Source organism: Bartonella massiliensis (genome assembly GCF_902150025.1).
GTDB classification, from domain to species: Bacteria; Pseudomonadota; Alphaproteobacteria; order Rhizobiales; family Rhizobiaceae; genus Bartonella; species Bartonella massiliensis.
This window is the reverse complement of record NZ_CABFVS010000026.1, coordinates 81,137-96,987: the sequence shown is the minus strand read 5'-3', so window position 1 is coordinate 96,987 and position 15,851 is coordinate 81,137. Positions and strand designations below refer to the sequence as shown.

General features: G+C 35.1%; 11 protein-coding genes, 4 tRNA genes and 2 pseudogenes. 9 read left to right on the top strand and 8 right to left on the bottom strand.

Annotated elements, in window-relative coordinates; all coding sequences use genetic code 11:
- Nucleotides 1–24: 24 nt before the first annotated feature.
- From FNZ60_RS06875 to mazG, 3 genes and pseudogenes are all read left to right on the top strand, one after another.
- Entirely contained in the window at nucleotides 25–1,053 is a 1,029-nt protein-coding gene (locus FNZ60_RS06875) for a zinc-binding dehydrogenase (protein WP_142416890.1), read from the top strand.
- A gap of 3 nt (nucleotides 1,054–1,056) precedes the next feature.
- Nucleotides 1,057–1,988: pseudogene (locus tag FNZ60_RS06870) on the top strand (lipid A biosynthesis lauroyl acyltransferase).
- Between the two features lie 32 nt (nucleotides 1,989–2,020).
- A complete protein-coding gene (gene mazG / locus FNZ60_RS06865) occupies nucleotides 2,021–2,830 on the top strand; it encodes a nucleoside triphosphate pyrophosphohydrolase (protein WP_142416889.1) in 810 nt (269 codons plus the stop codon).
- 88 nt (nucleotides 2,831–2,918) lie between these two features.
- Here mazG and FNZ60_RS06860 read toward each other — a convergent pair whose 3' ends face one another.
- On the bottom strand, nucleotides 2,919–3,284 hold the full coding sequence (locus tag FNZ60_RS06860) for an iron-sulfur cluster assembly accessory protein (RefSeq protein WP_142416888.1): 366 nt from the start codon (nucleotides 3,282–3,284) through the stop codon (nucleotides 2,919–2,921).
- A 600-nt stretch (nucleotides 3,285–3,884) separates the two neighbouring features.
- On the opposite strand from FNZ60_RS06860, the gene FNZ60_RS06855 reads away from it, so the two are divergent.
- Nucleotides 3,885–3,961 (top strand) — tRNA-Pro (locus FNZ60_RS06855).
- Nucleotides 3,962–4,196: 235 nt separating this feature from the next.
- Here FNZ60_RS06855 and FNZ60_RS06850 read toward each other — a convergent pair.
- Complete coding sequence (locus tag FNZ60_RS06850; RefSeq protein ID WP_142416887.1) at nucleotides 4,197–4,664, bottom strand: Hsp20 family protein; 468 nt, start codon at nucleotides 4,662–4,664, stop codon at nucleotides 4,197–4,199.
- Nucleotides 4,665–4,946: 282 nt separating this feature from the next.
- Between FNZ60_RS06850 and FNZ60_RS06845 the strand changes: the two genes are divergently transcribed.
- From FNZ60_RS06845 to FNZ60_RS06835, 3 genes are all read left to right on the top strand, one after another.
- Complete coding sequence (locus FNZ60_RS06845; protein WP_142416886.1) at nucleotides 4,947–5,864, top strand: serine aminopeptidase domain-containing protein; 918 nt, start codon at nucleotides 4,947–4,949, stop codon at nucleotides 5,862–5,864.
- A 1,356-nt stretch (nucleotides 5,865–7,220) separates the two neighbouring features.
- Nucleotides 7,221–7,583 carry a cell cycle two-component system response regulator CpdR gene (cpdR, locus tag FNZ60_RS06840; protein WP_005773448.1) on the top strand — a complete coding sequence of 121 codons (363 nt, stop codon included), beginning with the start codon at nucleotides 7,221–7,223 and terminating at the stop codon, nucleotides 7,581–7,583.
- Nucleotides 7,584–7,681: 98 nt separating this feature from the next.
- Nucleotides 7,682–7,756 (top strand) — tRNA-Val (locus FNZ60_RS06835).
- Nucleotides 7,757–9,680: 1,924 nt separating this feature from the next.
- Here the strand turns inward: FNZ60_RS06835 and FNZ60_RS06830 are convergent.
- From FNZ60_RS06830 to FNZ60_RS06810, 5 genes are all read right to left on the bottom strand, one after another.
- A tRNA-Arg gene (locus FNZ60_RS06830) sits at nucleotides 9,681–9,757 on the bottom strand.
- A gap of 46 nt (nucleotides 9,758–9,803) precedes the next feature.
- The gene (locus tag FNZ60_RS06825) at nucleotides 9,804–10,109 is read right to left on the bottom strand and encodes an ETC complex I subunit (RefSeq protein WP_142416885.1); all 306 of its coding nucleotides are present in this window, start codon (nucleotides 10,107–10,109) and stop codon (nucleotides 9,804–9,806) included.
- Between the two features lie 108 nt (nucleotides 10,110–10,217).
- Nucleotides 10,218–10,294: transfer RNA gene (locus tag FNZ60_RS06820), tRNA-Pro, on the bottom strand.
- A 744-nt stretch (nucleotides 10,295–11,038) separates the two neighbouring features.
- Complete coding sequence (hdaA, locus tag FNZ60_RS06815) at nucleotides 11,039–11,728, bottom strand: DnaA regulatory inactivator HdaA (protein ID WP_142416884.1); 690 nt, start codon at nucleotides 11,726–11,728, stop codon at nucleotides 11,039–11,041.
- Nucleotides 11,725–12,936 carry an AI-2E family transporter gene (locus tag FNZ60_RS06810; RefSeq protein ID WP_142416883.1) on the bottom strand — a complete coding sequence of 404 codons (1,212 nt, stop codon included), beginning with the start codon at nucleotides 12,934–12,936 and terminating at the stop codon, nucleotides 11,725–11,727. The genes hdaA and FNZ60_RS06810 overlap by 4 nt, the downstream gene beginning before the upstream one ends.
- A gap of 183 nt (nucleotides 12,937–13,119) precedes the next feature.
- Here FNZ60_RS06810 and purM point away from each other — a divergent pair, with 183 nt between their 5' ends.
- Nucleotides 13,120–14,229 carry a phosphoribosylformylglycinamidine cyclo-ligase gene (gene purM / locus FNZ60_RS06805; RefSeq protein ID WP_142416882.1) on the top strand — a complete coding sequence of 370 codons (1,110 nt, stop codon included), beginning with the start codon at nucleotides 13,120–13,122 and terminating at the stop codon, nucleotides 14,227–14,229.
- Nucleotides 14,226–14,837 (top strand): phosphoribosylglycinamide formyltransferase, encoded by a 612-nt coding sequence (gene purN / locus FNZ60_RS06800; RefSeq protein WP_142416881.1) that lies wholly within the window; start codon nucleotides 14,226–14,228, stop codon nucleotides 14,835–14,837. Before purM ends, purN begins: the two co-directional genes overlap by 4 nt.
- Here the strand turns inward: purN and FNZ60_RS09720 are convergent.
- Nucleotides 14,832–15,545: pseudogene (locus FNZ60_RS09720) on the bottom strand (tyrosine-type recombinase/integrase); the annotation flags it as partial. The gene purN and the pseudogene FNZ60_RS09720 sit on opposite strands and share 6 nt — an antisense overlap.
- Between the last annotated feature and the right edge of the window lie 306 nt (nucleotides 15,546–15,851).

Genomic DNA, 15,851 nt, shown 5'->3' with positions numbered 1-15,851 from the left:
ATTATCAATTTAAGGGAAATAATAATGCGTGCGCTACAATTGCTCAATGAACGCCAACTTGAAACCACCAATATTTCCCCGCCCCCTTCACCTGGACCAGATGAAGTAACAGTGAGAATAAAAGCTGTTGCTCTTAATCATATCGATGTATGGGGATGGCGGGGGATGGCCTTTGCGAAAAGAAAAATGCCCCTTATCATTGGTGCTGAAGCCTCTGGTGAGGTTATACATGTAGGAAATAACGTTAAAAATCTCCAAATTGGACAGATTGTCTCAATTTATGGAGCACAAACTTGTGGAGTATGCCAAGCTTGTCGTGAAGGACGAGATAACCTTTGCACTAATGTAAAGGGGGTCTACGGTTTTCATCTTGATGGATTTGCTTGTGAGTTGGTCAATTTACCAGCACGTTTATTGGTTCCAGCCCCTCCCCAATGTGATGAACTGCAAGCTGCTGTTGCTCCAATTACTTTTGGTACCGTAGAACATATGCTTTTCGACAACGCAAAACTACAAGCAGGAGAAACAATCCTGATACAAGCTGGTGGTTCCGGTATTGGCTCTGCAGCCATTCAACTTGCAAAACATATGGGATGTACCGTTATCACGACGGTAGGTTCAGATGAAAAAATTGCAAAAGCACATTCTCTTGGAGCAGATCATGTGATTAATTATCGTAAAGATCGTTTTGAAGGTGTCGTGCGTAAATTAACCCAAAAAAAAGGGGTTGACGTTGTTTTTGAGCATGTTGGTGTCGATACATGGAACGGTTCTCTGTTGAGTATGAAAAAAGGAGCCCGTTTAGTGACTTGCGGTTCTACCTCTGGTGTTTCAGCAACACTGAATCTCATGCAATTATTCCAGCAACAACTTAAGATATTTGGTTCATTTGGCTGTCGTATGGAAAATATGAAAAATGCCATGCAAAAAATGTCACAAAAAGTTGTACATCCTGTCATTGATACAATTGTTGGATTTGATGAAATTGATATCGCCTTAAAACGAATGGAGAGCCGTGATGTTTTTGGTAAAATTATTCTTAAAATCGATTAAATCATGATAAAGCTTTCTTTAAAAAAACTCCTGTACCGTATTAAAATTATAGCTAAAAAAATATCCTACCTATTATGGGCATATCTGCTTTTTGGTTCTTTATTTATTCTAAAATGCTTTCCAGCCAAAATGGGACTTTCTTTTTTTCTTGGTTAGCAAAAAAAATAGGTCCCCTTCTACATCGTCATCAAATAACACTTGCAAATCTTAGGAGTGCATATCCAGAAAAAACAGAGCAAGAACGCCATGCGATTGCAATAGAAATGTGGGAAAATATAGGACGCTTTCTCGCCGAATATATTTTTCTTGATAAAATTTTCGATTTTGATCCTCATGCGGAGACGCCAGGTTTTATTGAAGTCAAAGGCATTGAAATATTTGAGCGATTAAAAGAAGAAAAAAAGCCCCATATTTTTTTCACAGCGCATACTGGAAATTTTGAACTTTTGCCTATTTGCGCACAAAGTTTTGATCTGAATGTTACAGTATTATTTAGATCCCCCAACAATCCTTATGTTGCCAAACGCGTTCTTAAAGCACGACAAACTTCTATGGGACATCTTGTTCCTTCCAAGGCTGGTGCAGCGTGGGCATTAGCAGGTAAATTAGCAGAAGGTGAAAATGTTGGCATGCTCGTTGATCAAAAATTTCGCCGCGGCATTATGGGGACATTTTTTAACAGACCCGTTAAAACAAATCCCTTAATTATAAAGCTTGCACGACAATATAACTGTGATATTTATCCAGCACGCTGTATTCGTCTACCTGGAGGACGTCATCGTTTAGAGCTGTATGAACATGTAGAACTTCCATGTGATGAAAAAAATGATATTGATATAGCTGCTTCTACGCAAAAATTAAATGATATTGTTGAAGCTTGGGTTCGTGAATATCCTGGACAATGGACGTGGTTACACAAACGTTGGGATATCTAACATAAGCTCTATTACTTACAGAGGAAGGACAAATGTTAGCCTCAAAAGATATCAAAGATCTCACCGCAATTATCACAGCCTTACGAAATCCTGATAGTGGCTGTGTCTGGCATAAAAAACAAACTTTTGAATCCCTCATACCCTATCTGCGCGAAGAAGTTTACGAAGTCATCGATGCCATTGAACGAAAAAATAAAAAAGATCTCTGTGAAGAACTTGGAGATCTTCTTTTTCAAGTTGTCTATCATGCGACCATTGCACAAGAAAAAGGCAGCTTTACCTTTGAAGATGTTGTTTATGTAATCACAGAAAAAATGATTCGCCGCCATCCTCACGTTTTTGGAAATGCCGAGCAAAGAAAACGGGGGTTTATAAAAGAAGAATGGGAATATATAAAAAAGAGAGAACAGACTGAACACAAAAAAATGTGCGAAGAAAACAATATCAATTCAAGCATTCTTGCAAAAATAAAACAAATCCAGCCAGCAAACCAAGAGGCCATTTCTTTACAAGAAGAAGCAGCTAAAGTGGGGTTTGATTGGCAAGAAAGTGATAAAGTTTTTGCAAAAATAGAAGAAGAACTCGAAGAACTCAAAGAAGCTATCAAAAATAAAAAAAATTCAGAGATAGAAGAAGAGTTTGGGGACCTTTACTTTGTCCTTCTTAATCTTGCACGCCACTTAACGATTGATTCACAAAAAGCATTAAAGAAAACAAATATAAAATTTCGAAATCGTTTCGCCTATATTGAAGAAAAGCTATCCTCTCAATCTAAAACACTCACTGACGCATCCTTGAAAGAAATGGAAATACTTTGGAAACAAGCTAAAAATGAACAATAAAAAGATTTAGTTTTTTTCTATCAAAAAAAACAAGTTTCTCCAAATTATGCAATGATAATTTCTCTAAGCTTGGATAATTTCACGAAGCTCAATTGGTTTTATATTGATCTTGGGAAACAGGACGAAGTTCAACCGACTCGCCACACCCACATGCTGACACTTGATTAGGATTTTTAAAAACAAAACCAGAACGAAGCGTTGTTACTTCATAATCCATCTGTGTACCCAATAAAAATAATACCGCATCACGCGCTATAAAAACACGAGCACCATTTACTTCAACAACATCCGCCTCTATCCCCTCTTCTTTGACAAGAGTAATTGTATATTCCATCCCTGCACAGCCGCCCTTTTTAACCCCAACAAGAATACCTCGTGCATCTTTTGCATTCATAATCGCTTTAACACGATTTACAGCGGCTTGTGTTAAACTTATTACCGAAAAACGACTCATCGTTTACTCTTTTCTTGGCTCGATAGACACTTCAAACGTCTTTTCTCTATCATATTCTATTTGGTATTTTAGAAGAAAAACAACAAGACATAAATTAAAACATTCTAACCTTTTGATTGGGATAAAAATGCTTCCCTCTAAAATGGGATTTTTGAGTGTACAGTCTAGAATTTACAATTTTTTTGTCCACAGAAAACCCAAAATGCTTCTCCTATAAAAATTCTAAACAGAAGAAAATATTTCAATACCATACATTTACTTCTATCTTTTTGAAAATATTTATTTTTTAATGAGTGATCCGATAAAAAATATATTTCCCGCACTGATCTCCTCCCGCCCCCATATCCCAAAAGTCACAAATCTTATCCCTTCACAACCTGCAAAAGGAGTTAAATGTATAAAACCTATTAACTATAGAGCTAAAAATTTAGCGATAACAAAAACTTTACAGATTCATTGTTTATTTTGAACAAATATCAACATATTGATATGCAATTTTTTTTACTTTCAAAAGCTATAGGTCTAAAAGCATTTTAGATTTTGTTCTGTTTATTTTTCTCTTGCCTTTAAATAAACAGTCATTTAATCGTTACACGAATTCGGAGCGTAGCGCAGCTTGGTAGCGCACTTGACTGGGGGTCAAGGGGTCGTGGGTTCAAATCCCGCCGCTCCGACCATTTTTAAAGCGTTATAAAATAAGTTTATTTAGAATCTTTCATTTCAATTGCATATCTATGATTTTTTTCTTCAAAGTAGAATAGTGCAATAATATTTTTATCATCAATTTGAGAGCAACCGTTTTTATAAGAATCATCTTCTTTTTCACAAGAATATAAGAAACGCGAGATTTTTGCCTCGCGTTATTTTATTCTTTAAAAACGTATAATTATTCGGTTTTCATACCCTCTTGCTTTACGCAACAATGTCGCTGCTGTCATTTTTTGTAACCGATGGTGACACCTGTACGGTTATCTTCTTTGGTTTTAATTCAGCTGGCGTTTCTCTTTTAAGCTGAATATGAAGAAGCCCATCTCCAAGTTCTGCTCCAATAACCTTCACATGATCAGCCAAATGAAAACGCCGTTCAAAAGCACGCGATGCAATACCTCGATAAAGAAACTCTCGTTTTTCATCATCCTTTTCAGACTTTCTGTCTCCCTTAACGATCAGTTGATTACAATGTGTTTCAATATCAATCTCATCTTGAGAAAAACCAGCAACAGCCATGGAAATTCGATAAGAATCTTCAGTTAAACGTTCAATATTATAAGGCGGATAAGAAGAAACTTCTTCTGGTTGTGTTCTTGAATCAAACCAGTTTAAAAGATGATCAAAACCTACTGTGGAACGATAAAATGGTGAAAAATCTACTTGACGCATAATACTGCCCTCCTCTAGAGCGACTAAAATTTACAACTGATTCACAAAATTCCCAAATGGCAAACTTACTTGTGAACCCGCAGTCCCATTATGGCAACTACGCTATATATTATCTGGTAATCGTCTTTCCTTATTTCAACTCTTTTCTACCTGAATCAATAAAAACGATCTAAAAAAGACCATCCCCCTTTTTTAATCCTTCTTCATCATTACATAAGTATCACAAAGCCCTCTCATTATCTCACCTTGCACTCAGCGGCAAATAAACTTAAAGGATTTCAATTGAACACACCTCTTTATCCCATAAACTGGGATTCCACTTCTTCGAATATCCATTGTGGTACCCTTAAAGTAGCAATAGATCGCGAAATTCGTTTTGCGATAACATATCCTGAAGCGGAAAAGTCTAAGGGAACAATTGTTATTCTCGAAAACAACACAAATGTTTTAGAAACATATTTTTTAACCATAAATGAAATATCTAAAAGAGGATTTCATACAGCAATATTTGACTGGTTTGATCCTCAAAAAACATCCCTCACAACAAGAAAAAAAAGCCGAAATCATTACTTTGATATAAATAATGATATTAATGACTTATATGAATTTCTTAAAAATGTTGTTTATCATAATTGTCCACCACCTTACTCTATGCTCGCCTATGGTATGGGTGGTTTGATAGCCCTTAGCGGATTAGATTTTATTAATTATCAATTTAATAGATTGCTCTGTGTTTCTCCCCTTTTTGCTCCATTCGGTAATAAAATAAATGGTTTTCAACATAAACTAACCCAATTTCTTTCTGATATAGGTCTTGGTTTCATACCGGTGAGAGATGGTAAAAAATTAAAAAAAACAAAACAAAAAAATATACAATTGGAATACATGTATCAAGGGCCATTCCATTCTACTAAGCTCCCAACATCCCGATGGATGGCATCGGTATTTAATGCGATTGATTCTGTGAAGAAAAATATACGCCACGGACATTTACAAATCCCAACACTCTTTATTCTCGCCAATCAAAACAATCTTGCCAACAACATTGAAGTACGGCAATTATGCCAACACACACGTCTGACAGAAAGTATTACCATTACAGGCGCTGAACTTGATACAATTATGTATAATGAAGATTATAAAAAACAATTTTGGGCGGCATTTGATGTATTTATCCCCGATAATGCCTCTATAAAATAACACTAGACTTTACTTTTGCTCAGCCCATTCCAAAACGAAGATTTCTACCAACAACATTAATCTATGGATACTTCTTATATAATGGATTCTCTTTTTTTATCATTCATATGAATCATTTCATAGACTTTAAAGGCAGGCCATAATCTAAATTTTTATAAAATCCGCTAAAAAATATATACTATACAAATTATATTAAACAATGCTGTTTAATTATAATATAACTTAATAATATAAATATATTATTTATATTTTAAAATATAAAAACTACTATTAAAAATAATTATATAAAACTATATAAATTATTTTTTGTATAATTGGCTTAATAAAAAATAAATATAATAAATTTATCATTAATACAATACGTATCAATATTTTAAAATAAAATATTAAAAGATTATTTTTTGATTTATTAGGAAGTGGTTATTCTATATGTATATATAAATAATAGTTTTTATTCATTGTATTGCAATTTCATACGCTTATTTTAAAGAGAACATCTCTCAACGCTTCCATCCTATTTTACGACAGCACCTATGAAATAGTATAATGATACCCCATTGAGCACAACTATCTTTACGCTTATGAAAGGGTAGACTGGTATCCATCATTATATTTTGGGAATCCCTATCACATCGCTCTTATTACTTGAAACACTTGCGAAGAAGCAAATCGGCGCCATCACACTATTTATCAGCACCCAATGTTGTGACAGATCTTGGCATTTAAGACGGTTCATAAGAACCATTTTTACTCCTTTCTTATACAAATTATATCCACATATTCATCCCGCTCGTGATGTGTAAGCAAGTAATTTAAATTAATTCAATATGAGAGAGATTTTGAATGAGAGAATCTTACGATATTGGGAATTCTTAATTAAATATATAAAAAATGGATTATCTTTATAAATCAGTATATTACCATTTAAGGAAAATATCCTAAAAATAAACTTCGTTTACAATTTTATTTACACGTTTCTATAAAACACAAATGACTATAAACATTCTATTTTGTAGCAGAGATTTTTAAAAACAATAAATTAACATTATATTCTCCTACTTTCCCAACCTGAATAGTCCTACAGTAATGATTTGTATACGTTTTTTTAATAGAATTCTGATAAGAATGAAAAAGTTTACAAGAAAAAACAACGGTGAATTATCTTTTAAAAATCACATACATTTCGAATTTAACCAACTCACAACGAATATGCTGTATTCTGAATAAAAATGTAAGAATTAACCATTTTGCCATTCATTTCAATTATGAGTATTTTACCATCTTTTTTATAAATATTCTATATTGTATAATTGATGCGGCAAAAACTCTGACAAATGGAGCCATTGGAACATAATCATGAAACGAATCCTGCTCGCAGAAGATGATAACGATATGCGTCGCTTTCTCGTAAAAGCCCTAGAACGTGCAGGCTATGAAGTCGCCGATTTTGATAATGGTATTAGCGCATATGAACGTTTACAAGAAGAACCATTTTCTCTTCTCCTGACTGACATTGTGATGCCAGAAATGGACGGAATCGAACTTGCACGGCGCGCTACTGAGATTGACCCTGATTTACGAGTAATGTTCATTACAGGTTTTGCAGCGGTTGCACTCAATTCAAATAGTGATGCCCCTCCTGATGCAAAAGTACTCTCTAAGCCATTTCACTTACGTGAACTCGTCAATGAGGTTGAAAAGATCCTTATCGCCGCTTAAAAGGACGCTTTTCTAAATTATTTGCATCTGTTGTAAGAGAAAATGAAATTAGGCATTGACGTTTGCCATTCTATATGGTGTATGCAACATCAGTGAATGGGCGTGTAGCTCAGCGGGAGAGCACTACGTTGACATCGTAGGGGTCACAGGTTCAATCCCTGTCACGCCCACCATTCAACTTTATATCATAAATAACTTGTTTATTTTTCATGTTTTTTTAGAGGTTAGGGATACCTAAATAAAAGTAGGGGAATAGGATTTTGCAACATACCTCTATAGGACGCTTTTTTTCGTCGAATTTCTCGAACAATTTTTTAAATTTTGTTGTGAAAAATTCTCTAAGTTTCTAACGAATGCAACAACAGTTTCATATTGCAATAAATCAGAAGGTTTTATTGTAAAACTCTTTTGACATGCATAAGCTTTTTTTCTAAAAAACGTTGTTTAGTTTCTGATCGATCCCCTATTTTATGATTCTTGCTTCTCTATTGACGCACATCTGTTGTCAAAATAGTTAGAGATATAACAACAGTCTCTTCAGTACATAAAAACACTTTGTTTATAGAGCGGTATTGAGTTTACTCATAGCAGGTTATCATAAAATATTTAAAAGAATAAAAAACACGATAAAAGCAAGTTTTTTATTCAAAAAAACAGTTTGATTTATAAGCATATTTTCTTATTTAATATGTTAAATAAGAAATCCGAATATTGTAGAGTTTTTTCATTCCAAATCTCTCCCATGTTAATCAATTAAAACCATCCCTCTTGCACGTTACAAGAAAGATTGGCATGTAGATAAAAATTGTACAAGAAAGCACTAAAATGCCTATAACTATCTGAAGAATTGAGGCCTATCGCGACATTGAAGCTGACAAATAGGGAAAGTGTACGCTCTGCCTACTTATCCCTTAAGTGTAAAGATGATGATTCTCAATGGATTTAGTATTATAGCATTCACGAGATTCGGTGTGAAATAGGCTTTTGAAAACTTTAAGGGCTGTCTCTTAAAAACAAACGCATAATGAATATGCATACAATAGTGCTCTATTCTTCACACGATATTCCCTATTGGAAACAATAATCACCTTGAATTGTATGCGTTTAAAATTTCAGATCTTATCTGTATAACATTTTAGTGTAAGCGTTATTTCATACTAAAAGACCTCTAGCACAAGGCCCAAACTATAAAAAATAAGAAAAAACGTTTGAAAATATAAATATAAAATTTAAAAACTTAACTCTGAGCTACAATCCACCTTCAGTCTCAATTCAAACAGAATATGTATAAAGTAACCTATAAATACGCAGCATACATTTTAAACCTATAAGAAAACTATAAACATTGCTAAAATTATAGCCTTCCCCTGAAAAAAAGTAACAACCACATTAAATTAAATTGGCAATAAATGTATCTCATTGAGAAAAAATATCTGGGCAATACATAGACAGCATCTTTTTATACAAAAAAACTCTAAAGTCGTAACGCATTATAGGGCATCGTTTTTATTACAGAAAAGAATCCTTCATCCCTTGAGAAGATGTTGTCTATAAACGCTCATCATAAACAGATAGCATTTTGTTTCTTCAATGTTTGATAAACGATCTTAAATAGAATTTATGATGTCTTGAAAATCAATCATACCAAAGGTCATACTGAAAAATATCATCATATTATTCATAAAAAATTTAAAGTAGAGATTTTTTGCAATTTTACCGACATTAGCGGTAATGCTTAAATTTTATCTCAGACATAACACTTTCATTTTTAGAAAAATAGAAAGAAGCACATAAAAGAAAGTTTTAGCCATCTGTTTTCTAACGCACGGAATGCAGCAGATATTAAAAGAATCAGAAATGGATGAAAAAATTAGCAGAAATATGTGGCAAGCAAATGTAGAGAGTTACCGTATTATATTAAAGCACTTTTTTGCTAGCCAGAAAACAGCATGAAATGCCTTTATATTCAAACAGCCAACAGAAAACGGCAATAGAAACAATAAAAAACATCAAAAAGGCTCAAGGCGTACAAAAAAATAGATTAACAGAATCAAAGAAAAACTTCCAAATCTTTTTAGCTATTAATTTTTTTAAACATGGTGATCCCGACAGGATTCGAACCTGTGACCCACGGCTTAGAAGGCCGTTGCTCTATCCAGCTGAGCTACGGGACCCAACACCCAACTGATCATTTTCTCAATTCAAAATAGCATCTTTAACTTAATGTGTCCAAGATTGCTGCCGATCACTGCGAAAATTATCAGAATAAGAAACAGCACGCCGAATCGACATATGTGTCTTTTCTACACGATAAGGGATAGCATTCTTGCGTGCAAAAGCAATAGCCTCTTCCTTCCTATTAAATCGGATTCTTACTTGACTATTCATATCAGATGTTGCCGTATACCCCATAAGAGGTTCTAGCATTTTTGCTTTCACCGGCTCATACTGTAGAATCCAAAAGCCTGTATTCCCCTTACCGGACTGCATAGCTGTTTTAGCAGGACTATAAATACGTGCGATCATGCCTTTTCCCTTCAGATTACACAATGCTCGAATGATCGTTGCTTGAATGACCTTTTCTCACCACACGCACCCAACTTGGGTCATTTTCACATACCGCATAAAATATTATGGTCGGAGCGATAGGATTCGAACCTACGACCCCCTGATCCCAAATCAGGTGCGCTACCAGGCTGCGCTACGCTCCGCCATTTACATTTATTTGATGCACATTTCCTAAAATTTTCACAAGAGAAGTGCAAGAGAAAAACACACTTTTTTTCAATTTTGTTGCATTTCTTTACAAAAAAACATGTTTTTAAATTCTTTCCTACTCAATAACATATTTTATTGACGAATAATAAAAACTAATCTCCGTAAAAATACAATCCCCATAAAAAATAATAAACGCCTCTCTCTATAAGGATTCCATAACTTTATTCTGTTTTAAGTAACTTCCACTGCATAAATTCTACAGAGAGAATTTGGAGAAAAAACTTAAATGTTATAAAAATTTCTCAAAAGGAACATGATACCTCTACTGTACCCATATAAAATTTAGCTAGATTAAGCTTCCTTTCCCTCTCTTTTTATTCTCCCAAGGATTAAAAAACTCTAATTTTTCCGTTTACCTAAGAGAGCGCGTGCTTTTATAAATCCAAGTCCATAAAAACATTTTTTCAAACAATAAAAGTTTTATTATAAATTAAAGTGAACAGCTCTCTTTAGAAACATTTCCAAATATAAAAATATATAGCTTGTATACGTGATGAAAAGAATATTCATCCAATAAAATCTCAAAGTGATTTAAACGACACGCATAAAAAAGTAAAAAATAATATTTTTTATTCTTAATAGATATCAAAAAGGTAAAAAATTTTAAATGACTTGTCTTTCCTCATATTTAAACAACAATAAAAGGAAAGAAGACATAAAGCCGTGATAATGAGTGTTTACATCTTTTTTTTATTCAAAACTTCAGCAATCACAGCACGGGTTATTTTTCTTTTTCGTTGTAATGCCAACTGATCAACAGAAGCAATAACATGCTTCAATGAAAATAAAGAACGTTCACAACGGCTGATGAGATAATAAACCGTATCTGGATGCACAATAAGCTGCCTATCGGAAAAAAGCTTAAAGGCAACAGCTGTTAATAATGCACCATCTGGCTGATTAATTTCAACAAGCACTACCGAGTTAAGACGACTTTTTAGATCATTTAACTTCAAATTCCAAGTAGAAGGGAGTGTTCGTGCCGTCATCAATAAAGTAGCTTGTCGTGTATCAACATTTGCTTGCTTAACACTGTTAATTAAATGAAAAAGTTCTGTTTCATTAATTTCACCAGCATCAATATCCTCTATTAAAAATGATCTGCCTAAAGAAGCCCTAGCAACAGCTTGATCAATTTTATTGTGCTGAATCCTAAATGCATTTGCTTTTTGGAGCCATATATTCGAAAAGTGCGTTTTTCCTGATCCTTCTTTTCCAACCAAAACTGCAATAGGTAAGCTCCAATTTGGCCATTGGTCAATAAGCTGAAAAGCCATACGATTGCTATCCGTCACAACTAAATCATCAAATTGAAAAATCGGCTCATAAGGAAAGTTTAGAGATAATTGCGTTTCACGCCCATTCATTTTAGCGACTCCGAATTTCCACTTCGCGAATACATCTGAGAATTAAGATAAGTATGAAGAGCAAAACGAACTAAAACGCCAACAGCCGCAGCTGCAGGAACAGCAACAAGCATACCAGTAAAACCAAAGAGTGAAGCAAAAGCAAAAAGCGAAAACATTAACCACACGGGATGTAATCCTACCGATGATCCCACAAGTTTTGGTTGAAGAATATACCCCTCAATAAATTGACCAATTAAAAAGAGAACGATTACGATGATGATTCCACCCCAATTATTGGGATAAAACTGGACCCACGCAATACCAACAGAAAGAACTAAACCACTCATTGTACCAATATAAGGAACAAAGCTAATAAGGCCAATAAACATACCAATCAAAAGACCAAAGTTAAGTCCTGAGATTGTTAAACCAATAGCATAATAGCCTCCCAATATGAGACAAACAGTTCCTTGTCCACGAACAAAACCTGCAATAGCTCTATCCATTTCATGAAAAATACTACGAACAGTTTCAAGATGGTCACGCGGTATCAACGAATCAATTGCTGTCACCATACGCGGCCAATCTAATAACATATAAAACGCCACCACAGGCGCCACAACAAATAGGCTAATAATATTAACGATAGACTTTCCTGATTTTAAAAGTGAATTCAAAAGAGATGTAATAAAGTCAGAACCTTCTCCTAAAAATCCTTTAATATTACTTCGTAATTCATTTGGATCACTCCCAAAATAGCGCCTTATCCAATCAAAATCATGCTCAACAAAAAAAGTTTGAATACGATTAATATAAACAGGTAAGCCATCACTCACAAATTGCTGTATTTGCCAACTAATGATAGGAATCAAAATAACTAAAGCAGCAACAAAGATAATAACAATAAATAAGGTAATGAGAACAGTACCAAAAACACGACGAATACCAAACTTTTCAAGGAGTTGAACAATGGGATTAAGAAAATAAGCCAACACAATCCCTGCCACAAAAGGAAGCAAAATCGATCCAAAAACAAACATAAAAAGAATGAAAAAAATCAACGTCCCAAGCCAAAAAAAGATTTGCTTTTTCATATTATTGGGCAACGGTAATTGAGTATATGCGGGCATATAAGTCTTATAACGGTCACGGGATGTATTCTCACTTGCTTTCTTTTTTATAAGTTTCCAAGAAGACTGTCCGTGATTATCTGATATCTTGTTCATAAAATATCCTAAAAAAAATTCTTCACAAAAATTATAAACATCTTCAAAATAAGGTACAAGAAAAGTTCAAAATAAGGTACAAGAAAAGTTGCTTATTTTCTTATCAATATCTCTTGCAGAGAAAACTCTATCATGGCATTGCATAACGTCAAAACCTGATTTTCCATTACAAGGAAGGCTCCAATGAGCAATCAAGATCTTACAAATAATAACTCCAAGGCGGAGGACAAGTCTAAAGTTGGTCTTACCTACGCAAAAGCTGGTGTAAACATCGATATGGGTAATGCTATGGTAGAAAAAATAAAACCCTTTATACGCGCGACAAAACGAGCCGGAGCAGATGCAGAAATTGGGGGGTTTGGTGGCCTTTTTGATTTAAAAGCAGCGGGTTTTACAGATCCTATCTTAGTTGCAGCCAATGATGGTGTGGGAACAAAATTAAAAATTGCCATTGAAGTTGGTCACCATAGCACTGTAGGTATCGATCTAGTGGCTATGTGTGTCAATGATTTACTTGTACAAGGGGCAGAACCTCTCTTTTTTCTCGATTATTTTGCTACTGGAAAGCTTGACCCTGAACAAGGTGCCGCAATCGTTTCTGGTATTGCAGAAGGCTGTAAACAAGCCGGCGCTGCTCTTATTGGGGGAGAAACTGCAGAAATGCCAGGAATGTACGCAGAGGGAGATTATGATTTAGCAGGTTTTGCGGTAGGCGCATGCGAACGCAGTGCACTGCTCCCTTCAAAAGACTTAACAGAAGGCGATATTATCTTAGGTCTCAGCGCCTCTGGAATTCATTCTAACGGCTTTTCGCTTGTTCGACGAATCATCCAGCAAAATTATCTTAAATGGAATGACCCTGCCCCTTTTGCACCTCAAAGCAGTCTTGGTGCAGCACTCCTTACACCAACGCGCATTTATGTGAAATCGCTTCTTCCTATCATGCGAAAATACGAAGGGATTAAAGCTCTTGCGCACATTACGGGTGGAGGCTTTCCTGAAAATATTCCACGCATCATTCCCTCTTCTCTCAGCGCTGAAATTAATCTTTCTAGCATCAATGTTCCCTCCGTCTTTTCATGGATTGCCAAACAAGGTAAAATAGAAGAAACAGAAATGTTACGAACTTTCAATTGTGGTATTGGCATGATCATTATCGTAGCACAGCATGCCGCTGAAACAATTACGCAAGCTCTTGAAAAAAATGGAGAGACTGTAACGCCTCTTGGCATTTTAACAAAACGCCAAGATCAAAATAAAGGAATACTTTATAAAGGGGGACTGCATTTATGAAAAAACAAATCGTCGTTTTCATTTCTGGTAATGGCTCCAATATGGTCGCCCTTGCTCAAGCAAGTCAACAAAAAGAGTATCCTGCTAAAATTGCCGCAGTTATTTGCGATAATCCCCGTGCAAAAGGTATTGAAAAGGCACAAAATCATAACTTACCTATTCATATTGTTGATCGCAAAATCTACAAAACAAAAGAAGAGCATGAAGAAGATATTTTCACGATTTTAGATCAATATAAACCGGATTTTCTCTGCTTTGCAGGGTATATGCGTCTTATCTCATCACGTTTCGTCAAACTTTATGAAGGACGAATTTTAAACATTCATCCTTCTCTTTTGCCTTCATTTAAAGGTTTAAACACGCATGAAAGAGTTTTACAAGCAGGCGTAAGAATCACTGGTTGCACTGTTCATCTTGTTACAGAAGACATGGATGCTGGAAAAATCCTTGCTCAAGCAGCCGTTCCGGTCTGTCCTGATGATACCTCTGAAGACTTAGCACAAAGAGTTCTTAAGGTAGAACATAAACTCTACCCTGAAGCCTTAAAAACATTTATTGAAGGAGAGAGTAAAATGGTCGATACGCAACAACAGCTCTTATCCTTTTGAGATACAACGGACTTGTTCAATAATTTTCAGTGCTTCTGATGATAAGGGGCACGCGAAATTCTGTTTTAGCATCCCGTTTTCCTTTCATATTCTCGAGCCAAAAATAGTCCATATATCCCCATCAACTTGATCTTTATGAATATGACATAAGGGATTTCTACGACCCCCTGTAAGGATAAGCAAACGCAGAGCCAATTGTGTTATGGTTGATGCTTCGCAAAGTGTTTTATAAAAAGCCGGCACATCTTTCCAATCCATTGCTGGTCTATTAATAGTTTTATAGCGTTATTTTCCTAAAAGAGCGCGTGCTTTTTTGTTGCTTGTAAATCAACATCCAACCCCAAGGCAGCCGCATGTTTGAGACAATGATTAAGACAGTTCAATACTGTCAATGGGAGCGAGGGTATTGCGTATCTTTAGTTTGTGTAATCTCTGAAACGGGCAGACAACCTAATTTAGGGAGAATGTAAAGTCGCAAGAGAGAAAACCAATTCCCATTTTTACCATCACCTTTTAATTCAGCTTTACGACTTTCAAAAGCATCTAGTGCAATATCTTTTAAATAATGGAGATTGCTTATTGCCTCACGCTTTTGTTTCTCACGTTCTTTAATGGGGTCACGACCTTCGCGTAAAACAGAGTGCTCACCAGTTGCTAATTCATGGGTTTGTTTTAAAGAGATATTTCTTAAAGCTCCCCCAAATCCATTTCATGATGGCATCTATGAATGGTATAACGGTAAAGCCCCCTAAAATAATATAAAATCCATTGAGCACCCCCATTTTTACGTTTATGAAGGAGCACACCGGCATCATCACACTATTTGCCAGACTTTGAGTGTTGCAACAGATCTTGGCACTTAAGACGGTTCATGAAAAGCCATTTTTATTATCCAAATTTTATCCACACACTCATCCCGCTTGTTATATGCAAATGGGTGATTTTGATTGATTCAATATACAGAGCTCTTCAAATAAGAGTATCTTACGTTATTCGAGGCTCTCATTCAACATA